The organism is Nonomuraea sp. NPDC049378, from assembly GCF_055586745.1.
Map to the genome: position 1 here is coordinate 102,409 of NZ_JBVJHP010000014.1, position 21,786 is coordinate 124,194.

Here is a 21,786-nt window from a genome sequence, read left to right on the forward strand (position 1 = left end):
GGGTCACTGCCGCTCGCCGTCCAGCCGGGCGCGGGCCTCGTCGAGCTCCCTGCGCACGTCGGCGAGCTCGCGTTCGAGCTGCAGGATCCGGCGGATGGCGATGAGCGTCATGCCTTCTTCCGTCATGCGGGTGACGTGCCGGACGATGAGGATGTCGCGGCGGGAATAGCGCCGCTGCCCGCCGTTCGAACGGCTCGGGCTGATGACGTCGTGCTGGTCGAGCCGCCGCAGGAAGGCGTGCTGGACCTGCAGCATCTCCGCCACCTGGCCGAGGGAGTAGAGAGGCGCGTGTTCGTCGTCAAGGGGGAGTTCTGGCGTCATGGCTCTCCTCGTGATCCGGGAGCGGGCCGGGGAGCCCGCCCCCGGACCGCGCGTCAGGCCTTGATGGCCCTGGTCTCGCCTCGCCGGATCTCCACCTTGCGCGGCCGGGCCCGCTCGAGCACCGGGATGCGGACGGTGAGCACGCCGTTGGCGTAACCCGCGTCGATCTGCTCGCTGTCGAGGTGCTCGGACAGGTAGACCCGGCGGGTGAAGGCACCCATCGGGCGCTCGCGGACGAACAGCCGCTCGTTGTCCGCGACCTCCTCCTCGCGGCGGGCGCTCACGCTCAGCACGCCGCGGTCGACCGTGACCTCGATGGAGTCGGGGTCGATGCCGGGGAGGTCGAAGCGGAGCAGCACGTCGTCGTCGCGGCGCAGCCCGTCCATGGGCATCACGGCGCTGCCGTTGTCGAAGGTCTGGCGTGCCAGGCGGCTGAACTGCCGCTCGAACTCCTGGATGAACGGGTCAATTGAGGTCAAGAGCATTTTCTAACCTCCTTGCTGCTTCTCCTGATGGAGCTAACCTCCAAGTGCATTTACAGGTTAGCTCCATCAACGGCTACAGGCAAGTGGTGTTTCCGTGGACGGTCAGGCGTTCCCCAGACGTGGCCTCAGCTTGGCGGCCTGCCTGATCGTCCTGCCTGACAGCCGGGCCAGCACCACCGCCGCGAGCAGGGCCGCCGCCACGCAGGCCACCCCGCCGATCTCCAGGGCGGCCCTGGGTCCCATGGCGTCGCTGAGCCAGCCCAGCAGCGGCCCGCCGAGCGCGCCCGCCCCGGCGCTGACGATGGACAGCGCCGCGATGATCCGGCCGCGCATCGGCTCCGGGCTGTCGAGCTGCGCCCGTGCCGAGACGGTGGTGTCGACGGTCACCGCTCCCGCCGCGATCGGCAACATCAGGGCCGCGAACGTCCACAACCCCGGCATCAGCCCGCTCACCGCCTGGGCGACCCCGGTCACGAACGCCGTGAGCAGCAGCAGCCGGATCGTCAGGTGAGGCCGGGAGGCGGCCACGAACCCGCCGAGCACCGTTCCGACGGCGAACACGGTGGACAGCAGCCCGTAGCCGCCGGCACCCGCGTCCAGAGGGCCGGCGCTCATGGCGGCCATGGTGACCTGGAAGTTACGGCCGACGCTGCCCGAGACGAACCAGAGCGCCAGCACCACGAGCAACCACGGCGTGCGCAGCACGTACCGCAGGCCGTCGCGTACGGCGCCGGGCTGCCGCTCGGCGGTGGCCAGCGGGTGCAGCTCCGCGCGGCGCATGGCCGCCACCGCCGCGATCACCACGAAGAAGCTGGCCGCATTGATCACGAAGAGCCCGCCGTTGCCGGTGAACGGGAGCAGCGCGCCCGCCAGGCTCATGCCCAGGATGCGGCCGGCGGAGCTGAGGATCGAGCCGAGCGCCATCGCGTTCGGCAGGTCGGCCGGCGGCACCACCTGGGCGCCGAAACGGCTGCAGCAGGGTCGGCAGCGCCTGCATGACGAGGCTCAGCCCGACGCTCGTCGCCGAGCCCGTCAGCGTGAGGACGAGCCAGTTGACGCCGAGCACCTGCATCCACGTGCCGGTCACGGAGACGATGTCGGCTCCCGCCCAGAGCCGGTAGTTGTGATGACGCAGAGCCCTGAACGTGGGGGAGGAGGGAGACACAACCGATCCTTGCCTTGACGATGCACCGGGGGATCAAACACGACTCTCGAGGAAGCGGATTCCGATCAGCCCGGAATGTGAGGCAGGACACGGGGGTGAGGCGGTGGCAGCGCGTCAGCTCTCGCGGGTGAGCACGCCGCCGACGACGGTGGCGAGGCAGGGCGGCTGGGAGAGCAGTGCCGCGTACGGATAACGTCCGCGGGCGTCGAAGACGGCGAAGTCGGCACGGGCGCCGGCGGCCAGCGACCCGATCCTGCCCCTGCCGCGGTCCATGCCCAGCGCTCTGGCGCCGCCCAGCGTGGCGGCCTCGACCAGCCGGCGGTCGAGTTCCCTGGGCCGCAGCCTCAGCTCCCGCGCGCGGCGCCTGATCGCCCCGGCCAGCCCCAGCGGGCCGGTCGGTGACGTGCCGGCCGGGCCGCGGCTGCCGAAGGCGACGGTGTTGCCCTCGTCCAGCAGGGCCAGCGCGTCCTGCGCCTGTGACGGCTCAGGCGGGCAGAGCGCCACGGCGGTCCTGCGCAGCCGCAGCAGCTTGCGCTCGCCCGGGTCCAGCGACCTGCCGCTCGCGACGTGGCACAGCGGGCCGAGCACCCCGGTCTCATCCAGCTCCACGGGGGAGTGGCGGTCCAGGCGGACCATCAGCCGCAGCCCGAACGTCCTGGCCAGCACGGCCACGTCCTCCAGCACGTGCGGGTCGCGCGCGTGGGCGGCGATCCCCACCACGCGGGGCCGCTCCGCCTCGCGGATGGCGGTGATGACCGCGTCCCGGTCGTGTTCCTCCCACTCCTCCTCGCCGGCGCTGGTCACCTCGACGTACGAGATGCCGGGGAGAGCCGGACCGTCGGCCAGGTCGGAGAGCACGTCACCCCGCGCGGTCACCCCCGGGGCGGGCGCCGGTGCGGCGGAACACGCGTCGACCAGCCCCGCCACGATCATCCCCGGCCACCGGAGCTCCTGCGCGGAGGGGTACGCGGGGAGCAGTTCCGCTCGCGGGCCGACCGCGAGCACCCGCTCGCCCCCGATCGCCACGGCGCCGCCGCGGATGGGGACGGTGCAGACGGGCACGACGAGCGGGGCGGAATGGAGGATGACGGGCCCGGGCGGGCGCCTGCCCGGAGCTGGACCGGCAAGCTTCGCAGACGGCATCAGGACTCCCGTCGAGACTTCCCCTCTAGGCATTAAACGTGAAGGCAGGATATGCCCGCAATCGGGACGAACCGGGCGAATCGCTAAGCCGGCGAAGTTGTCCTGCTTCCCGCCGTCTGATCGTTGATCTCCGACAATTACCTCTATACCGTCAATCCGTGAACGCCCTGAAGAAGCTGCTGAAGGGTTTACCCGCGGTCATCGTGATGATCCCGGTGAGCCTCATGGCGACCCCTGCTTCCGCAGCGCCCCCCACCGATCCCGAGCATCCCTGGCGGCAGGACCACTGGCCGCAGACGCAGCCCTGGCAGGTCGACGCACCCGACGACGCCCAGGCCCTGCGCACCCGCCTCCCCGGCGGCCTCAAGCCCATCGACCCGCAGAACTGGAAGAACCCCGACCACATGACGTGGGCGGACTACAAGAAGCCGCCCGGCACCAACTGGGCCGACCCCTCCGTCAGGGGGTCGAAGCGCACCTTCAAGGGCGCGCTCGTGCTGCTCGACTACCCCAACCAGCCGTTCGTGGCGACGCAGCCCCAAGGCTCGACGAGCTTCGGGAACCCGAGCGCCGAGGCCCACGACGTCCCCCGTGACGAGGTGGCCACGTTCTACCGGGACTTCCTCAACACCCCCAACAAGCTCAACAGGGGACACACCATCCACGAGTACTGGATGGAGGACTCGGGCGGCAGGTACGGCGTGGAGCTCACCGGGTTCGGGCCCTACATGATGGCGGGCAAGGACCACGAGTACGCCATGGAGTTCCAGGGCGGCAACGGGTGCCCCGCCGGCGACTCGTGCGACAGGAACCTGCGCACCGAGGGCAACGCCGCCTGGCTCGCCGACGTCGGCCAGGAGGTGGCCGAGCAGTTCGACTTCGTCTTCTACCTGAGCGCCGGCCAGGACGAGTCGTCCACCTGGCAGGAATTCGGGATGATGAAATTCCCGACAAAGGAGGACGTGCCCGACGAGTGGGGTCCGCCGGACGCCGCGCTGCCCAACTGGGTCGACACCCGCTACGTCGACTGGACCTCGTGGCAGGCCGGCTCCACCTTCTGGCCCAACGCCCGCTTCGGCATCGACTCGGTGCAGGCCGAGAGCTCCGGCATGGCCGTCTACGCCCACGAGCTCAGCCACATCATGGGCATCGCCGACAACTACAACAACCCGTACGGCGTGCCGCCGCGCAGGGCGTACACAGGCGTGTGGGAGATGCTCAGCCGCGGCAGCTTCAACGGGCCCGGCGGCCCGCACTCCCGCTGGCTCATCCCGCCGACCGCCGGCGCGTCCATGGGCGCCCAGCACATGCTCCGCAACAAGATCAAGCTGGAAATGGTCGACGAGCGGAACGTGCTGCGCCTGTCACGCGAGGCGCTCGACGAGTCAGGCCTGGTCACCGTCGAGATCCTGGCGCGCGCGGTCCAGCCGGGCAAGAAGGAGCTGTCGGGCGTCAACCTCTCCTTCGACACCGGCGACAAGAGCCCGGCCTGCGACCCGCGCACCGACCCGCTCTGCGACGGCGGCGGCTACCAGAACTACACGGTCGAGGTCGTGGACCGCATGGGCTCCGACTCGTTCACCCCCGACTCCGGCGTTCTGCTGGCCAAGACCAAGAACGAGGACCGGGCGCCGTTCGAGTGGGTGATCGACGCCAACCCGCAGGACATCGGCATGACCGACTACGTCATGCCCGACGGGACCAAGGTGCCCATCACGATCGGCGACTACCGCCAGCTCTCCGACGCCCTCTTCCACGCCGGCACCGACTCCGGCAGCGAGTACGAGTACGTCGACGAGGCCAACCGCCTGCACTTCTACGTCACCGACCGCAAGCGCGGCCGCGACGGCACCCTGTCGTACACGGTCGCGATCCGCTCGCTCGACGGCCCGGGGCCGCAGCGGCGCGGCGTCAAGGTGCTGCCCGCGGCCGGCGTGCCCAGCGGCAGGAACCTGTCCACCTGCACGTTCCCGCTGTTCAACACCGGCAGGGCCGCCCCGGCGCAGGGACAGCACCCCGAGGACGTCAGCGCCTACCTGAACGCCGACGTCTACCGGCTCAAGGCCGAGGTGCAGGGCAAGGGCTGGACCGTCCAGCTGCCGAACGCCCTGGCCTCCGTCGGGTTCGGCAAGCACGAGCTCGTCACCGTGAACGCGGCGCGCGACTCCGGCGGCGCCCGGCTGGCCAAGGTCAAGCTCACCGCCACCTCGGAGAGCGATCCCGGCAAGACGGTGACGGCCACCTGCCACGTGATCGGCCTCTAGAACCACGATGGGGTACGGCCGGACGCCGTACCCCATCGGCCTGAAGCACCCGCGAGGGAGCCCGCTCGAACCCGCACAGCCCGCCCCGGCCCGGGCTCAGGCGAGCGGGCTCCTGATCAGCTCGCCGGCCGCCTGCCTCGCCTGCAGGATGCTCTCCTCGAACATCTTGCGCACGTGCGCCGCATGGTCGGTCAGCTCCCTGATGCGTTCGTGCGCCATCTCGTCGCGCACGGTGTCGGCGATCAGCGCCTGGTATTCGTGGGTCCTGGCGGCCAGGGCCTCCAGCCGCCGATGGGCGGAGTAGGCCTTGTCGGCCTTGCGCACCTGCTTGGCGTACTTCTCCAGGTGGCGTACGCGCCGTGACAGCGACGTCCACGCGGCGTCGAGCGCCTTGGTGTAGGGCTTGAACGCGTCCTCCATGCCCGACGGCAGCTCGCGGGGGATGATCCTGCCCTGCTCGGCGTGCATGGACGACAGCCGCCGCAGCCGGTGCGCGATCTGCCAGACCTCCTCCGGAAGCGACACCTGGTTGTCGACCGTGTCGATCAGGCCCGCCGCGTGGACCCGCGAGTTGAGGACGGACTCGGCGGCGTGCTGCGCCCTGCGCAGCAGCATCTGGCACGGATAGTCGAGGTCCTCCGGCAGGACGTAGTGGTCGGCGTGGCTCTGGGCGACACGGAGCTTCCGCCGCGCCGACCTGTTGGAGGTGTCCTGCGCCATCCAGCGGAACAACACGATCATCCCCACGCCGGAGCCTGCCAGGAACAACAACGGAGACCTGGTCAGCAGGGAGAGCAGCAGCAGGAGGCCGGGCAGCAGGAAGATCAGGGCGGGATGGCGCGTGGTGTCCAGCTGCCGGCCGGATCGAGCCATCCGGAGAAGGTGCGGGCTCGACCGCAGCTCGCTCGAGATCGCCGGGGGCAGCGTTGGATCGATCACCAGCCGTGGAGGCAGAGCTCGTGGATCCATATGTTCATGCTGCGTTATGAACGGCGATTCTGCTCACCATGGTGGACATATAGGGTCGCGATAATGGACGAGATGACGAGGTGGATAGACCTGGAAGGCGCGGTCAACGCGCGTGACCTGGGCGGACTGCCCACCCGCGACGGCGGGCGCACCCGCCGCGGGCGAATCTTCCGTGCCGACAACCTGCAGGGGCTCACGCCCGGCGACGTGACGCTGCTCGTGGGCGAGCTGGGCCTGCGGCACGTGGTCGATCTCCGCTCGAACGCGGAGGTTTCGCTGGAGGGCCCCGGGCCGCTGACGCGGGTGCGCGAGGTGCGGCACCACCATCTGACCCTGTTCGCCGAGGGAGGCCGGCACACCGACGTCGAGGCCGACGCCATCGACGGGGAGCGGGTGCTGCCGTGGGCGGAGCGCGGCCTGGACGAGGAGTTGCGGGTGACCGGCTTCTACTTCGGCTACCTGCGCGACCGGCCGGACGCCGTGGTCGACGCGCTGCGCGCGATGGCGCTCGACGACGGCGCGTCGCTGGTGCACTGCGCGGCGGGCAAGGACCGCACCGGCGTGCTGTCGGCGCTCGCCCTGGAGGTGGCCGGGGCGACCAGGGAGGCGATCGTCGAGGACTACGTGGCCACGGGGGAGCGGCTTGAGCTCATACTCAAGCGGCTGCGGGGCAGCGACACCTACCGTGGCGACCTCGACTCGCGCCCCGCCGACGACCACATGCCGCGGGCCGGGTACATCGAGCAGTTCCTCGGCGTGCTCGACGACCGTTTCGGCGGGCCGCTCGAGTGGCTGGCCGGGCACGGCTGGACCGGCGCCGACACCGAGGCCATGCGCTCCCGCCTGCGCGACTGACGGCGCCGGCCGCCGCAGGCACAGATGGACGATCCCCTGCGCCCGCCGGCCCAGGGGACGACGTACCCCGGCCGTCAGCTCAGGTGGACGACGATCCCCCGCGTGGCCGACAGGCGGGCCGCCTCGATGACGGCCAGCGCGTCGACCGCGCTCTCCGGATCGACGGGCGGCGCCGCGCCCTCGCGCAGCGCCGCCTCCACACCTCGGTAGAAGTCGAGGTAGGCGCCCGGCTCGGTCAGCACGGTGCGGCGGTCGTGCTCGGTGCCGAGCCGGCCCCAGCGTGACTCCTCGTCGTCCCCGAATCCGGGCGTGCCGGGCGCGGCGCCGGCCCGCAGCCGCTCCTCCTGGACGTCCATCCCGTACTTGACGAAGGCGCCCGCCGAACCCAGCACCCGGAACCGGGGCCCCGACATGGCGGCCATCGAGCTCATCCAGAGGTGCGAGCGGGCCCCTCCGGCATGCGCCAGCGCCACGAACGTGTCGTCGTCGGCGGCCACCCCGGCGCGCCGGACGTCGCTCTCGCAGTAGACCTGCGTGGCCGGGCCGAGCAGTTGCAGGGCCTGGTCGACGAGGTGGCTGCCCAGGTCGTAGAGGAGGCCGCCCACCTCGCCGGGCCCGCCGGACTCCCGCCAGCCGCCCTTGGGCTCCGGCCGCCACCGCTCGAACCTCGACTCGAACCGCAGCACCTCGCCCAGCCGTCCCTCGCCGGCCAGCCGGCGCACGGTGCGGTAGTCGCCGTCCCAGCGGCGGTTGTGGAACACGGTCAGCATGAGGCCGCGCTCCCTGGCCAGGCGCACCAGCTCCCGCCCTTCCTCGGCGGTCCTGGCCAGCGGCTTGTCGACGACGACGGGCAGGCCGTGGGCGAGCGCGGCGGTTGCCGCGGACACGTGGGTCCTGTTGGGGGAGGCGACCACCACCAGATCGCACCGCTCCCACAACGCGTCCACGTCGTTCACGCCCGTCGCGCCGTACTTCGCGGCCACCTCCGCCTGCCGGCCGGGGTTTCGCGTGACGACGGCCGCCAGTGCCAGGCCGGGGGTGGCGTGGATCAGCGGGGCGTGGAAGAAGGCCCCGGCGGGGCCGTAGCCGACCAGCCCGACCTGGATGTCGCTCATCGTCCCACCGTATCGCCGCGGGCGCGGGTCACTCGTCGTCGCGCTCGGCCAGGAAACGCTCGAACTGGGCGGCGAGCTCGTCACCCGTGGGCATGGGCGTCGTCTCGGCCATGAGGTTCTCCCGCTCGGTGCCCTCCGAGAACGCGTCGTACTGCTGCTCCAGGCCCTTGATGGCGGTGGACAGCTCGGCCGAGGCCTGGATCTGCTCCTCGATCTCGGTGTTCGTACGGCGGGCCGCCTCGCGCAGCGACTCCGTCGGGAACACCAGCCCCGTCCCCTTCGTCACGGCTTCCAGCGCGGCGACGGCGGCGGTCGGATATTCGGCCTGCGCCAGATAGTGCGGCACGTGCACCGCGTACCCCAGCGCGTCGTTGCCCTGCGCGCCCAGCCGCAGCTCCAGCAGCGCGGCGACGCTGCCGGGCACCTGGACGCGCCCGAACGCGCTCGTCTGCGCGTTGATCAGCTCGGGGCGGCTGGCATGCATCGTGACGCCCAGCGGGCGTGTGTGCGGAACCGCCATCGGGATGCCGTGCATGGTCACCAGCTTGCTCACCTTCAGCCGCGCCACCAGGTCCCCCACCGCCTTGGTGAAGAGCTCCCACTCCCTGTCGGGCTCAGGCCCGCTCATCACCAGGAACTGCGTCCCCGTCGAGTCTTTCGCCGCATGAACGGCCAGCTCGGGGTTCTCGCACTCGACCCAGCGGTCGGTGTCGAAGGTCATGATGGGCCGCCGCGACCGGTAGTCGAGCAGACGGTCGACGTCGAACGTCGCCACGACCCGGTGCTCCAGCTCGGCCAGCAGGTGGCCCAGCGCGAGACGTCCGGCACCGCCAGCGTCGACGAAACCGTCGAAGTGGTACAGCAACACCGGATCGGGCAGCTCGGGCGCGTCGTCTGCGAGCTTGTAGAGATCCTTCGGGTCGAACACGGTTGGACAGCCTTTCCCTAGGTACTCTCTCCAGAACCTACGGCGGGACAGAACGATTCCGCGCACGGCACCCTATCGAGGCAGAAAGGCATGCACGGACGGGGAACCGAAGGTCCAGGCGTCCGCCACGAAGCTGTTCGACCTGGCCAGGGCGTGCGACACGGAGCCCCCGCGCGCGAACGTAGAGGCTGGGGCACCGGTCGACCTGACCAACGGCAAAGGTGACACTTTCCTGATGCCGACGGCTTATTACGGTCACGCCCAGACCGTCGCGATGCTCGTCAGAAGAGGCGTCGACAGCGACCACACCAATGATCGCGGCCGGACACCGCTCGCGGGCGCCGGATGAGATGAAGGAATCGGCCGTGGTCAGAGCGCTCCGCGACACGGGCGCCGATCCGCATGCTGGTCAACCCCGCGCGCTGGACACCGCATGGACCTTCGCGAATGAACAGGGTCTTCGCTGGTTTTAGCAAAGCGGGACATAGCATGAAATATGCAGAAAAGGTCCGAACGTTACTAACTGTGGCCTTTTCAGTAGTCCATCGTCATGCTGGATGGCGTGGATACTTCTGCGCATTCCTCCAGCAGGCGACCCCTCCACATCCCCCCGTTGCCATGTCCGTTCCCCAGTGAGATCAACGTGCATGTGGCGGAGATCGGCTTGGAGAGCCATGCATGGGTGGTCGCCTCCAACATGCTCCCCAACGCCGAGACCGCCGAGCACTTCAGACGCTCCGAACTCGGCCTTCTCCCCGCGCGGACCAACCCCACGGTGCCGCGCGAGAGTCTCCGGTTGGTCACCGACTGGTACTTCTGGCTCTGGGCCTTCGACGACGGGTTCTGCGAGAGCGAGCTCACGGGGCATCGGGCCGCAGCCGTAGCCCGTGCGCTGCCGTCGCTCTTGGAGAGCCTCGACGAGGACCGTACGCCGGAGCCCGGCGAGCCGTTCGGCCTCGCCCTCAGAGAACTCCTGGACCGGATCTCCGCCATGGCCACTCCGGAACAGGTGGAACGGTGGCGGAGCGCGGTGAAGGAATACCTGTTCGCCCAGATCTGGGAGGCTGCGAACCGCGAAGCCGATCTGATCCCGACCCCCGCGGATTACCTCCTGATGCGCCGTACCACCGGTGCCACGTACACCTGCTTCGCGCTCATCGACATCGGGGGCGGCTATCGGATCGAGACCGAGGACTGGTACCACCCCGACGTGCGCGCGCTCTCGGACTTGGCCTGCGACCTCGTCGGCTGGGACAACGACCTGCTGTCCTATGCCAAGGAACACCGCGCCGACAAGGCGCGGCACAACCTCGTGACCGTCCTGGCCGCCCACAAGTCGCTCCACCTTCAGGACGCGCTGCTGGAGGTCGCCCGGATGCACGACGAGGCCGTCGCGGCGTTCGTCGACCGGCGGATGGCGCTGGAGAGGTGGGCTCCGCGGCCAGTGCTCGACTACGTGCGCGGTCTCGAACACTGGGTCCGCGGCCACATCGAGTTCTCGTTCGGCAGCGCACGGTTCGTGAACGCCTGGCCAGACGACACCCGCTGGCCGCAGGCCGTCTGAGCCAACGATGTCAGCCTTCATCGAGGGCGACCAACTCGCCCAGCGCCATTGATGCTGCCTCATCGAGGTCGAGTCGGGCGCCCTCTTCGAAGGCGTTCTTGTAGGCGAGCTCACCCATACGGCGTGAGCACTCCCTGACGCACGCGTTGTGGTCAGCGGACAAGAACGGTGCGCCCAACTGCGGCAGTCCGGCCGCCCTCCAGTTCTGCTGCAGCGCACCCAGCAGGTGTGCGGCCAGCGGCAACCGGTCGAGGGCCACGAAGATCCGCGCCGATGACTCCAGAGCCAGCAGAGTGCCGAGGGTGTCGTGGAAGTGCAGCTTGATGCGCAGCCCTTCTCTCACATTGTGCAGGGCCTCCTGAGGGCGGTTGCTGGCGAGCCTGGCGCCCGCCAGCGCCCACTGCGCATGAGAGCTCACCCAGAGCTCCCCGCGCTCCTTGCAGACCTGCAGGCAGTCCTGCAGCAGGGACTCGGCCTCGTAGAACTCGCCCTGCGCGGTCAGGACGATGGACAACTCGACGATGGCGGGCAGCAGGCCCGGGTTGAGCTCCTTGTTGTCGGTGTTGAACTCGATCGCCACGCCCAGGAGCGCGCTGGCTTTCGGCATGTCGCCCTGGAGCATCGCCGCGGTGCCCTGCATCTTGGAGGCCAGGATCACCGCTCTGGAGTCGCCCACCCGGATGGCCTCGGTGCTGCACGTCTCCGCGGCCGACTGTCCGCCGACGCTGTCGCCCTGGGAATTGCGCACGTACGAGAGCACCCAGAGTGCCTTGCACCGTTCCTTGCTGGGGCTGGGGTTGGCCTCGAGCGCCCGCTCCAAATACAGGCGCCCTTCGCGGGCGAACCCGCAGCAGACCCACATGAACCACAACGACGACAGCAGGACCAGCGCCAGCGGCTCCTTGCCCGGGGTCTTGAGCGCGTATTCCAGGGCCACCCTGACGTTGTCGTGCTCCTGGCGCATGCGGACGAACCAGTAGATCTGCCGTGGCCCTGACCAGGCGTCCTCGCCGCGCTGGGCCAGGCTCAGGTAGTAGTCGAGATGGCGTTGCCGCATCTGTTCGGCCTGCCCGAGTTTGTCGAGCCATTCCTCGCCGTATTCGGCCAGGGTGTCGATCAGCTTGTAGCGGACGCCGGCGTGGTTGCTCCTGATCAGCAGGATCGACTTCTCGACCAGCCCGGTGACCAGGTCCGTGATGTCCTCCGACGGCAGCCGCTCGTCGGAGCAGACGAACCGGGCCGCGTCGAGCTCGAAGTCGCCGGCGAAGACCGACAGCCGCGCCCACAGCAGGCGCTCGGCCGGCTCGCACAGCTCGTGGCTCCAGCCGATGGCCGCCCGCAGGGTCTGGTGGCGGGGCAGGGCCGTGCGGCTCGCCCCGGCCAGCAGGCTGAAGCGGTCGGTCAGCAGGCCGAGGATCTGCTTCACCGAGAGGGCGCGCAGCCGTACCGCGGCCAGCTCGATGGCCAGCGGGATGCCGTCGAGCCGCCGGCAGAGCTCGGCCACGGCTTCGATGTTGTCCTCGTCGAGCTGGAAGTCGGGCACGCTGGCCCCGGCCCTGACCGCGAACAGCTGCACCGACTCGTTGGTGAACAGGCTCTCGGCCGGGTCGTCGCCGGGCACCTGAAGCGGCGGCACGGGCACCACGTGCTCGTACGGCAGGTGCAGCGACTGCCGGCTGGTGGCCAGCACCTTCAGGTTGGGAGCGGCCTCCAGCAGCTCGTGCACCAGCTCGGCGCACCCCTGCACCAGATGCTCGCACGTGTCGATGATGAGCAGCATGTCGCGCTCGCCCACCCATTCCGACAGCGACTCCGACTCCGCCCGCGAGGACTGGTCGGCGATGCCGAGGGCGGAGGAGATCGTGTGCTTGACCATGCCCGCGTCCTGCAGCCTGGCCAGGTCGGCGAACCACACTCCGTCGGGATAGTGGGCGCGCACCTGGTGCGCCAGCCGCAGCACCGTGCGCGACTTGCCGACACCCCCGATGCCCGTGACGGTCACCAGGCGCGACTCGGCGAGGTGCCGTTTGAGGTTGGCAAGCAGGCGCGTGCGGCCGATGAAGCTGGTGAGCTCCGCCGGCAGATTGCCTTCTCGCCGCCATCCTGTCGGGGTGGCCATGGGCAGCCTCACGGGGGGTAGGCGACACCTGCACTGGCATCGTACCGCCGTGCCTGCGGCCTGTCCTGGAGCCGGTGGACACGTCGGGTAAGGCTTTGTATGCCTAGGTAGCATGTTGGGCGTGAAAGATTTCCTACCTGAGCAGACGGCGGACGACACGGACGAGGGCTGGGGCGAGTGGCGCTCCGACGACCCCGACGCGTTCTATCTCGACAACAGGCCGCCGCACTGGGGCTAGCCTCCGGATCAGCACATGACAGGACACGCGCTGCGCGCCGCGACCCCCGGCGACTACGACGCCATCGCGGCCGTCGTCGATGACTGGTGGGGGCGGCCCGTCCTGCCCTCGTTGCCCAGGTTGTTCCTCGACCATTTCCACGGGACGAGCCTGATCGCCGAGGGCCCCGAGGGCCCCGGAGACATGGCGGGGTTCCTGATCGGCTTCGTCTCGCCGTCGCAGCCCGGCGAGGCGTACATCCACTTCGTCGGCGTCGCGCCCGGCGCCAGAGAGAGCGGGGTCGCCCGCTCGATGTACGAACGCTTCTTCGGCATCGCCCGCGACCACGGCCGGCACGTCGTCAGGGCCATCACCGCGCCGGTCAACGAGCGCTCCATCGCCTTCCACCGCCGGATGGGCTTCGAGGCCGGCGATCCCGTCCCCGGCTACAACGGCCCGGGCACGAGCCTGGTCACCTTCGTACGCACGCTCTGATCCGAGACGGCGCCCACCGCGCGTCCGTCCAGGCCGCCGCCCGTTCCTCACTTAATGTTATGTGTCATATACAGCCCGTATGCATTGCCTGATTACGGGAATGGCACACAACGGGTACGCGAGAGGAAGGGGATGGCCGTGGCCGGGCGTCTCGACCGCAGAGGGCTGGCCGGCGAGCTGCTCGCCGAGTTCGCCGGGACAGCGGTGCTCATTCTGTTCGGCTGCGGCGTGGTCGCCTCGGTCGTCGCCGCGGAGGTCGGCGATCACGACAGCATCGCCTGGGCCTGGGGGCTCGGGGTGGTGCTCGGCGTCTACACCGCGGCCAGGACCTCGGGCGCGCACATCAACCCCGCGGTCACGCTGGGGTTCGCCGCCTTCCAGGGCTTTCCGTGGTGGAAGGTCCTGCCGTACGTCCTGGCGCAGACCGTGGGGGCCTTCGTCGCCGCACTGATCGTGCGCTGGAACTTCACCGAGATCCTGGCGATGGCGGACCCGGGGCACACGCTCAAGACCCAGATCGTCTTCTCGACCCTGCCGGGCAACGGCACCCTGCCGGTGGGCTTGTGGGGCGGGTTCCGCGACCAGGTCATCGGCACCGCGATCCTGCTCTTCCTCGTCTTCGCGCTGATCGACACGAGAAACATGGCGCCCGACGCCAACATGGGGCCCTTCGTCATCGGCCTGATCGTCGTCGCGATCGGCATGGCGTTCGGCACCAACGCCGGTTACGCGATCAACCCCGCGCGCGACTTCGGGCCGCGCCTGGCGAGCTGGCTCACCGGATACCACGACGCGTGGCGAGATCAGTACGGCAATCTCTACTTCTGGGTGCCCATCGTCGGCCCCCTGATCGGCGGCCTCATCGGCGCGGGGCTCTACCAGGCGCTCATCTCCAGGTTCCTGCCGAGGCCCGAAGATCGTGACATCGTCAGACCGGCGGACCCTGACAAACGCGAAGGAGAATGACATGCCCGATTTCGTCGGCGCGGTGGACCAGGGCACGACGAGCACCCGCTTCATGGTCTTCGATCACGACGGTGGCGAGGTCGCCAAGTTCCAGCTCGAACACGAGCAGATCCTGCCCAGGGCGGGCTGGGTCGAGCACAACCCCATCGAGATCAGGACGCGGACCGCGGCCGTCATCCAGAGCACCCTTCAGCGCGCCGGGCTGCAGCCCACCGACCTCGCCGCGATCGGCATCACGAACCAGCGCGAGACCACGGTCGTGTGGAACCGGCGCACCGGCCGTCCCTACCACAACGCGATCGTCTGGCAGGACACGCGCACCGACAAGATCGCCGCCGCGCTGGAGCGCGACGGCCGCGGCCAGGTCATCCGCGACCGGACGGGGCTGCACCCGGACGCGTACTTCTCCGGCGGCAAGATCCAGTGGATCCTGGAGAACGTGGACGGCGTCCGCGAGGCGGTCGACCGGGGTGAGGCCGTCTTCGGCACCACCGACACCTGGACCCTGTGGAACCTGACCGGGGGCGTCGACGGCGGCGTGCACGCCACCGACGTGACCAACGCCAGCCGTACGATGCTCATGGACCTGGACACCCTCGACTGGGACGACGAGCTCCTGTCCTTCTTCGGCATCCCGCGCCAGATGTTGCCGGAGATCCGGCCGTCGTCCGATCCCGCCGCCTACGGCGTCACGACCCCGTTCGGACCGGCCGCGGGGGAGGTGCCGATCGCCGCGATCCTGGGCGACCAGCAGGCCGCCACCGTCGGGCAGGTCTGCTTCTCACCGGGCGAGGCCAAGAACACCTACGGCACCGGCAACTTCCTGCTGCTCAACACCGGCACCGAACGGGTGCGCTCGCAGAGCGGGCTGCTCACCACGGTCGCCTACAAGTTCGGCGACCAGCCCGCCGTGTTCGCGCTCGAAGGCTCGATCGCCGTGACGGGCTCGGCGGTGCAGTGGCTGCGCGACCAGCTGCACATCATCACCTCCGCGCCGCAGAGCGAGACCCTGGCCAGGCAGGTGGACGACTCGGGAGGCATGTACTTCGTGCCCGCCTTCTCCGGCCTGTTCGCCCCCTACTGGCGGGCCGACGCCCGCGGCGCCATCGTCGGCATGTCGCGCTTCAACACCGACGCCCACCTCGCCCGCGCCACGCTGGAGGCCATCTGCTACCAGAGCAGGGACGTGGTGGAGGCCATGCAGCAGGACTCCGGCGTGGTCCTCGACGTGCTGCGGGTGGACGGCGGCGTCACGGCCAACGACCTGTGCATGCAGCTCCAGTCGGACATCCTCGGCGTGCCGGTCAGCCGGCCGGTCGTCGCCGAGACCACCGCGCTCGGCGCCGCCTACGCCGCGGGGCTCGCGGTGGGCTTCTGGCAGGACACCGACGAGCTGCGCGCCCACTGGGCGGAGGACCGCCGCTGGGAGCCCGGCTGGAACGAGGAGAAGCGCGAGAAGGGGTACGCGGGCTGGAAGAAGGCCGTGACCAAGGCGTTCGACTGGGCGGAGACCGGCTGACGCCCGAGCCCGCGACCGGCTGACGCTCAGCTGACGACGTCCTTGCGGCGGAACCGGCGGAAGGCCACGGCGATGAGGATCGCCGCGTACGTGATCGACACCGAGGCGCCCTTGATCATGCCGCTCCATTCGAGCTCGGGCGCGAGCGCGTCGAGCCAGGCGTTGTTCCAGAACGTCGGCAGGAACTCGCGCAGCACGCCCAGCGCCTCGACGGCCTGCAGGATGGTGCAGACGATCCACAGGCCGACCGCCCCGCCGACCGCTCCGAGCGGGGAGTCGGTCATGGTGGAGACGAGGAAGGCCAGGGCGGCCACGACGAGCTGGCTGACCAGCGCGTACGCGATCACGATGCCGAAGCGCGGCAACACGTCGAGCGCCGGGATGGTCTCGCCCGTGCCGGGCACCTGGATGTCGTTCCAGCCGAACGCCAGCGTGCCCGCCACCAGCGCCATCACGGGCAGGCAGATCACGGCCGCCGCCGAGTAGCCCAGCGCCACGATCAGCTTCTGCCGCAGCAGCCGGTCGCGGGGCACCGGCGCGGCCAGCAGGTAGCGCAGGGAGGACCAGTTGGCCTCGCTGGCCACGGTGTCGCCGCAGAACAGCGCCACCGCGACCACCAGCAGGAAGCTGGCCGACACGGACAGCGCGAAGGCGGCGAAGTTGAGGCCGCTCTCCGTCGCCAGGTCGGAGATGCGCAGCGACTGGTCACGGTCGCCGCCCTGCGGCCCGAACTGGAACGCGATCACGAGGATCCACGGCAGCGCCAGCAGCAGCCCGAACATCGCGATCGTGCGGCGCCGCTTGAACTGCCGGACGATCTCCACCCGCAGCGGCAGCGTACGGCGGGGCGCGTAGCCAGGCGCGGCGGTCATGCCTTGTCTCCGATGAGGTCGAGGAACACGTCTTCCAGGCGCGTGCCGTTCCCGTTGCCGGCGCGGGCCGCCCGGGGAGCCGAGCTGAGCAGCAGCGACACCGGGCCGGCGGAGACCAGCTTGCCGCGGTGCATGACCACGACGTGGCTGCAGGTCTGCTCGACCTCGGCCAGCAGGTGGCTCGAGACGATCACGGTACGGCCGTCGCGCGCGTAGCGCTTGAGCACCTCGCGCATCTCCCGGATCTGGGGCGGGTCGAGCCCGTTCGTGGGCTCGTCGAGCACGAGCAGGTCGGGCAGCCCGAGCATGGCCTGGGCGATGGCGAGCCGCTGGCGCATGCCCTGGGAGTAGGTGCGTACGGCACGTTCGAGGGCCTTGCCGAGGCCGGCGATCTCCAGCGCCTCGTCGAAATGGGCGTCGGCGACGGGCCGTCCGGTGGCGGCCCAGTAGAGCTCGATGTTGTCCCGGCCTGACAGGTGCGGAAGGAATCCCGGCCCTTCGACGAACGACCCGAGCCTGGACAGCACGGGGGCGCCCGGCGTCACCCGTTCGCCGAAGATGCGGATCTCGCCGCCGTCGGGCTGGATGAGGCCCATCATCATCCGCATGGTGGTCGTCTTTCCGGCGCCGTTCGGCCCGAGCAGGCCCAGCACCTGGCCCTGCTCGACGCGGAACGACAGGTTGTCGACGGCGAGCTCGCCGTTCCTGTAGGCCTTGGCCAGCCCGCTGATCTCCAGCGGCACGGCCGGATCGGGCGCGGGCGCCTCGGCCGCGGTCCCGTCGGCGGTGAGGGGGGCGGCGGGTTCGGGGCCGGGGCGGGTGCCCGTACGGCGGCGGTCCCGGGCGCGGCCGGTCACCAGCAGCGCGGCCGCGACCACCACGGCGGCCAGCGGCATCGCCCACACCCACCACGCCACCCCGCCCGGGGCGGCGGCAAGCGTGCCGACCGTCGGGACGGTCAGCGTGGGGGAGACGAGCGAGACCTGGTACGTGGCGGGCTCGGCGGGCGTCGCGAACCCCATGTCCGTCGTCGTCAGCACCAGCCGCAGCCGGTGGCCGGCGGCGAAGGCGTGGTCGACGGCGGGCAGCGTGATCGTGGCCTCCGCGCTGGTCGCGCCCTCGGGGATGGCCACCCGGATCGGCGCCACCAGCCCGGCGGGCAGGGTGGGCGGCTGCATGCTGTCGGCCACGTCGTAGAGCTTGGCGAACAGGGTGGCCTCGGTCCCGCCCTGGCCCGACACCCTGATCGTGGCCGTCGAGCTGCCGGTGAGCTGCAGCGGGGCGGTGAGCGGCCGGGACTCGAACGCGGCGCTCTGGCCCGGCATGTCGATCGCGACGCCGGGGCTGTTCTGGCCGCCGAGCAGGCCGCCGATGCCGGGCACCGACGAGATCGAGGCGGGCGCGCCGCCGGGCGGGTTGGCGATGTTCTGGGCGGGGCCCGCCAACTCGACGGTGCTGGTGGCGGTGCCTCCGAGGCCCGGGTAGGAGCCGGTCTCGGGGTGCAGGCGGATGCGCTGGCGGGTGCCGGGGTCGCGACCGCCGTCGCGGGTCACCGTGAACGCGCTGACCGGCGGCGCCGTCTCCCCGTCACCCTCGCCCTTCAGATAGCGGGCGAACCAGGCCGACGACTGCTCGAACACCCAGTCGCTCTCGCCGTCGCCGCCGTCGTGCCCGCCGTCGAACCAGGCGAGGCTGACGGGCGTGCCCCCGGCGGCGATGGCCCTGGCGTTGGCGTCGGCGTGGCTGAGCGGGAACAGCGAGTCGCGCTGGCCCTGGATGAGCAGGGTCGGCGCCTTGATCTGGCCCGCCACGGTGATCGGGCTCGACTTGCGCAGCAGGTCGACGGCCTGCTGGGTGGGCCTGCCCGTCTTGGCGACCTCTTCGTAGACGGCGCAGATCTCGGGACGGAACCTGCCGCACCTGGCCTGCTGCGGCGTGAGCGGCCGGGCGGCCTCGGGCCGTCCCCGCAGCGCGAGGCTGTCGAGCGAGACGCCCTGGCCGAAGAAGATGCCCGCCCACATGCGCTTGAACACGCCGTTCTCCGCCTCGGGCAGGCTGCCCGCGGCGGAGCTCTGGCCGGCGTCGCCGACCGCGGAGAGCGGGGCAACCGTGTTGGGGAAGAGCGCGTCGGCCAGGTCCGACCAGGTGATCCGCGGGACGATGGCGTCGACACGCTGGTCATGCGCCGCCGTCATCAGCGCGATGGCGCCGCCGTACGAGCCGCCCGCGATGCCCACGCGCGGGTCGTCGGAGGCGTCGAGCAGGACCTCGGGACGCTTGGCCAGCCAGTCGATGAGCTGCTTGACGTCCTTGACCTCGTAGTCGGGCGAGTTGAGCGCGATCTCGCCCGTCGAGCGGCCGAACCCGCGCGCCGACCAGGTCAGCACGGCGTAGCCGTCCTGGGCGATGCGGATCGCCTCGTCCCTGACGCTCTGCTTGCTGCCGCCGAAACCGTGGCCGAGCAGCACGGCAGGCGCCTTCCCTCCGCCCGGCGGCGGGAAGAACGTCGTGTCGAGCTCGACCCGCTGATCGCCGGCCGGCCCGTCCACGACGGTGATGGTCTGGTCCTGTCCCCGCACCTCGGCACCCGACGGCCACACCAGCCACGTCGTCACGGTGAGGAGGGCGAGCGCCGCCGCCGACGCGGCCACACGCTTCATGGCGGTGAGCCTACTGACCGCACCTGAGAGATCGCTGAGACGCGCCGCCCGTGCCTAGGCTCTGACACCATGGACTATCTGGAGATCAACAGGGCCAACTGGAACTCCCGCGTGCCCATCCATGTCGGCAGCGACTTCTACGACGTCGACGGCTTCGTCGCGGGCCGGAGCCCGCTGCGGCCGTTCGAGCTGGAGGAGGTCGGCGACGTGTCCGGCCGCCGCCTGGCCCACCTCCAGTGCCACATCGGCCTCGACACCCTCGCCTGGGCCCGGCTCGGGGCGGAGGTGACCGGCCTCGACTTCTCCGGCGCCGCCGTCGCCCAGGCGGAGACCATCGCCGCCGCGTGCGGCCTGCCGGCGAGGTTCGTCACGGCCGACGTGTACGACGCGGCCGAGGCGCTGGGCCGGGCCGCGTACGACATCGTCTACACCGGTGTGGGGGCGCTGGTCTGGCTGCCCGACCTGACGCGGTGGGCGCGGACGGTCGCCGCGCTGCTCAAGCCGGGCGGCTTCCTCTATCTCGCCGAGTTCCATCCCTTCCCCGACATCCTGGACGAAGCCACGGGCACCACCGTCACGCACGACTACTTCGACCGCGAGCCGCAGGTCTGGGTCGAGCCGCACACCTACACCGGCGGGGAGGCCCTCGAACACCAGACGTCCGTGCAGTTCCTGCACGGCCTCGGCGAGGTCGTGAGCGCGGTGGGCGCGGCGGGGTTGCGGGTGGAGTTCCTCCACGAGCACGACTTCACCCTCTTCCAGCGCTTCGCCACGCTGGAGGTCGCCGACGGCCGCTACCGTGTCCCCGGCGGCGCCCCCAAGCTCCCCCTCATGTACTCCCTGCGCGCCTCGGCCGGCGGGTGACCGGCGCCCACTCCCGGCCGACGTCCTGGAGGGGTGACCGTAAGATTCTCTTCCGTGAAGTCTCCAGCATCGATCAAGAAGGCCGCCGAGTGGGCCTTGCCCTACTGGACCAGAGGCCAGGCGGGGCGCGAGACGCCGCACGACCTGTTCAGGGTGCTCTATTTCGGATGGCTGGTGGCGTTCACGCTCAAGCTGCTCGGCTCGGCATGGGACGTCTCGTGGCACTTCAAGTGGCTGCGTGACGACCTCGCCCCGCCCCACCTGCTCAACTCCGCGGGCACGGCACTCGCCCTGGCCCTGACCGTCATCCACGGCTACACCGGCTACGGCGTCGACAAGGCCGCGCTGCGGCTGATCCAGTGGGGCACCGGGATCTTCCTCGTCGCGGTCCCGCTCGACCTGATCAACCACCGCGTCAACGGGCTCGACATCACCTCGTGGAGCCCGTCGCACATCATGCTCTACCTTGGAACGTTCTTCATGATCGCGGGCGTGGTCAGGGGCTGGTTCATGGGCGCGCCGCCCGGCAGGGAGCGGGTGGTCGTGCTCGGCGCGTTCCTCGCGTTCTTCCTGGAGAACGTGCACTTCCCCGAGCAGCACCAGGAATACGGCATCCTGTCGATCGGCGCCTGGGACAACGGCGTCGTCTACGCCGAGCCGATCCTGCTGCAGTTCGCGGCCGACCAGATGGGGCGGCCGATCGACCGTACGATGATGACCGGGTTCGCGCTGCCCGTGCCCGACTTCCTCTACCCCGTCTACGCGGTGGTCGTCGGCGTGGCGGTGCTGGTGGTGGCCAGGATGCTGATCGGCAGGTTCGGCGCGGCCACGCTGGTGGCGGCCTCCTACGTGGGGGTCCGCACGCTGATCTGGCCGCTGCTGACGTACACCGGGTTCCCGCCGTCGGCGGTGCCGTTCTTCCTGGTGGCCGCCGGGCTGCTGGTGGACGTCGCGTTCCTGGTACGGATCCCCGCCGTACGCGCCCTGCTGGGGGCCGCGGGTGCGACGGCCGGCGCGTACGCCGCGCTGACGGCCCAGAACGCGGTCATGGGCGGCGTGTACGACCTGCTCAAGGGCCAGGAGGGGCTGCTCGGGGCGCCCCCGCCGGTCATGTCGTCGGCCGTCTGGGCCGGGCTCGGCCTGCTGGCCGCCTGGCTGGCGGTGGAGTGGGTCGCCGGCAGGCGCCGCCCGCGACCGGCCACGGCCACCGCGCCCGTGATCGCGCCCGCCACCCCGTAGCGCCGGCCGGCCCCACCCGTTCCCGT

At 70.6% G+C, this 21,786-nt stretch carries 19 protein-coding genes; 9 read left to right on the forward strand and 10 right to left on the reverse strand.

Going from position 1 to position 21,786, the window contains the following annotated elements:
* Positions 1 to 3: 3 nt before the first annotated feature.
* From ACZ6SA_RS29195 to ACZ6SA_RS29205, 3 genes are all read right to left on the reverse strand, one after another.
* Positions 4 to 321: a MerR family transcriptional regulator gene (locus tag ACZ6SA_RS29195; protein ID WP_347646896.1), complete on the reverse strand. Its 318-nt coding sequence runs from the start codon at positions 319 to 321 to the stop codon at positions 4 to 6.
* A gap of 53 nt (positions 322 to 374) precedes the next feature.
* Positions 375 to 806, reverse strand: coding sequence for an Hsp20/alpha crystallin family protein (locus ACZ6SA_RS29200; RefSeq protein WP_347646895.1), 432 nt, complete (start codon positions 804 to 806; stop codon positions 375 to 377).
* A gap of 102 nt (positions 807 to 908) precedes the next feature.
* Positions 909 to 1,760 (reverse strand): MFS transporter, encoded by an 852-nt coding sequence (locus ACZ6SA_RS29205; RefSeq protein ID WP_465831673.1) that lies wholly within the window; start codon positions 1,758 to 1,760, stop codon positions 909 to 911.
* 41 nt (positions 1,761 to 1,801) lie between these two features.
* Here ACZ6SA_RS29205 and ACZ6SA_RS29210 point away from each other — a divergent pair, with 41 nt between their 5' ends.
* The gene (locus tag ACZ6SA_RS29210) at positions 1,802 to 1,927 is read left to right on the forward strand and encodes a hypothetical protein (protein WP_443151096.1); all 126 of its coding nucleotides are present in this window, start codon (positions 1,802 to 1,804) and stop codon (positions 1,925 to 1,927) included.
* 158 nt (positions 1,928 to 2,085) lie between these two features.
* Here the strand turns inward: ACZ6SA_RS29210 and ACZ6SA_RS29215 are convergent, their stop codons facing one another.
* The gene (locus ACZ6SA_RS29215; RefSeq protein WP_465831675.1) at positions 2,086 to 3,114 is read right to left on the reverse strand and encodes an amidohydrolase family protein; all 1,029 of its coding nucleotides are present in this window, start codon (positions 3,112 to 3,114) and stop codon (positions 2,086 to 2,088) included.
* 158 nt (positions 3,115 to 3,272) lie between these two features.
* On the opposite strand from ACZ6SA_RS29215, the gene ACZ6SA_RS29220 reads away from it, so the two are divergent.
* A complete protein-coding gene (locus ACZ6SA_RS29220; protein ID WP_465831677.1) occupies positions 3,273 to 5,378 on the forward strand; it encodes a M6 family metalloprotease domain-containing protein in 2,106 nt (701 codons plus the stop codon).
* Positions 5,379 to 5,474: 96 nt separating this feature from the next.
* Here the strand turns inward: ACZ6SA_RS29220 and ACZ6SA_RS29225 are convergent, their stop codons facing one another.
* Positions 5,475 to 6,251 (reverse strand): hypothetical protein, encoded by a 777-nt coding sequence (locus ACZ6SA_RS29225; RefSeq protein ID WP_443151099.1) that lies wholly within the window; start codon positions 6,249 to 6,251, stop codon positions 5,475 to 5,477.
* A 168-nt stretch (positions 6,252 to 6,419) separates the two neighbouring features.
* On the opposite strand from ACZ6SA_RS29225, the gene ACZ6SA_RS29230 reads away from it, so the two are divergent.
* The gene (locus ACZ6SA_RS29230; protein WP_347646890.1) at positions 6,420 to 7,202 is read left to right on the forward strand and encodes a tyrosine-protein phosphatase; all 783 of its coding nucleotides are present in this window, start codon (positions 6,420 to 6,422) and stop codon (positions 7,200 to 7,202) included.
* Between the two features lie 74 nt (positions 7,203 to 7,276).
* Here ACZ6SA_RS29230 and ACZ6SA_RS29235 read toward each other — a convergent pair whose 3' ends face one another.
* A complete protein-coding gene (locus ACZ6SA_RS29235) occupies positions 7,277 to 8,317 on the reverse strand; it encodes a Gfo/Idh/MocA family oxidoreductase (RefSeq protein ID WP_347646889.1) in 1,041 nt (346 codons plus the stop codon).
* Between the two features lie 28 nt (positions 8,318 to 8,345).
* Positions 8,346 to 9,245: a proteasome assembly chaperone family protein gene (locus tag ACZ6SA_RS29240; RefSeq protein ID WP_347646888.1), complete on the reverse strand. Its 900-nt coding sequence runs from the start codon at positions 9,243 to 9,245 to the stop codon at positions 8,346 to 8,348.
* 664 nt (positions 9,246 to 9,909) lie between these two features.
* Between ACZ6SA_RS29240 and ACZ6SA_RS29245 the strand changes: the two genes are divergently transcribed.
* On the forward strand, positions 9,910 to 10,809 hold the full coding sequence (locus ACZ6SA_RS29245) for a terpene synthase family protein (protein WP_443151101.1): 900 nt from the start codon (positions 9,910 to 9,912) through the stop codon (positions 10,807 to 10,809).
* Between the two features lie 10 nt (positions 10,810 to 10,819).
* Here ACZ6SA_RS29245 and ACZ6SA_RS29250 read toward each other — a convergent pair whose 3' ends face one another.
* Positions 10,820 to 12,940, reverse strand: a complete 2,121-nt coding sequence (locus ACZ6SA_RS29250; protein ID WP_347646886.1) for an ATP-binding protein — start codon at positions 12,938 to 12,940, stop codon at positions 10,820 to 10,822.
* Positions 12,941 to 13,181: 241 nt separating this feature from the next.
* On the opposite strand from ACZ6SA_RS29250, the gene ACZ6SA_RS29255 reads away from it, so the two are divergent.
* The 3 genes from ACZ6SA_RS29255 (at position 13,182) to glpK (ending at position 16,125) form a co-directional block, all read left to right on the forward strand.
* Positions 13,182 to 13,640: a GNAT family N-acetyltransferase gene (locus ACZ6SA_RS29255; RefSeq protein ID WP_347646885.1), complete on the forward strand. Its 459-nt coding sequence runs from the start codon at positions 13,182 to 13,184 to the stop codon at positions 13,638 to 13,640.
* Between the two features lie 138 nt (positions 13,641 to 13,778).
* Entirely contained in the window at positions 13,779 to 14,606 is an 828-nt protein-coding gene (locus ACZ6SA_RS29260; RefSeq protein ID WP_347646884.1) for an MIP/aquaporin family protein, read from the forward strand.
* Position 14,607: 1 nt separating this feature from the next.
* Entirely contained in the window at positions 14,608 to 16,125 is a 1,518-nt protein-coding gene (gene glpK / locus ACZ6SA_RS29265; protein WP_347646883.1) for a glycerol kinase GlpK, read from the forward strand.
* Between the two features lie 26 nt (positions 16,126 to 16,151).
* On the opposite strand, the gene ACZ6SA_RS29270 is transcribed toward glpK, so the two are convergent.
* Both ACZ6SA_RS29270 and ACZ6SA_RS29275 read right to left on the reverse strand, forming a co-directional pair.
* A complete protein-coding gene (locus tag ACZ6SA_RS29270; RefSeq protein ID WP_347646882.1) occupies positions 16,152 to 16,997 on the reverse strand; it encodes an ABC transporter permease in 846 nt (281 codons plus the stop codon).
* The gene (locus ACZ6SA_RS29275; protein WP_347646881.1) at positions 16,994 to 19,657 is read right to left on the reverse strand and encodes a CocE/NonD family hydrolase; all 2,664 of its coding nucleotides are present in this window, start codon (positions 19,655 to 19,657) and stop codon (positions 16,994 to 16,996) included. The genes ACZ6SA_RS29270 and ACZ6SA_RS29275 overlap by 4 nt, the downstream gene beginning before the upstream one ends.
* Positions 19,658 to 19,726: 69 nt before the next feature.
* On the opposite strand from ACZ6SA_RS29275, the gene ACZ6SA_RS29280 reads away from it, so the two are divergent.
* Both ACZ6SA_RS29280 and ACZ6SA_RS29285 read left to right on the forward strand, forming a co-directional pair.
* Entirely contained in the window at positions 19,727 to 20,521 is a 795-nt protein-coding gene (locus tag ACZ6SA_RS29280; protein ID WP_443151106.1) for a class I SAM-dependent methyltransferase, read from the forward strand.
* Positions 20,522 to 20,575: 54 nt separating this feature from the next.
* Complete coding sequence (locus ACZ6SA_RS29285; RefSeq protein ID WP_347646879.1) at positions 20,576 to 21,760, forward strand: hypothetical protein; 1,185 nt, start codon at positions 20,576 to 20,578, stop codon at positions 21,758 to 21,760.
* Positions 21,761 to 21,786: the final 26 nt, after the last annotated feature.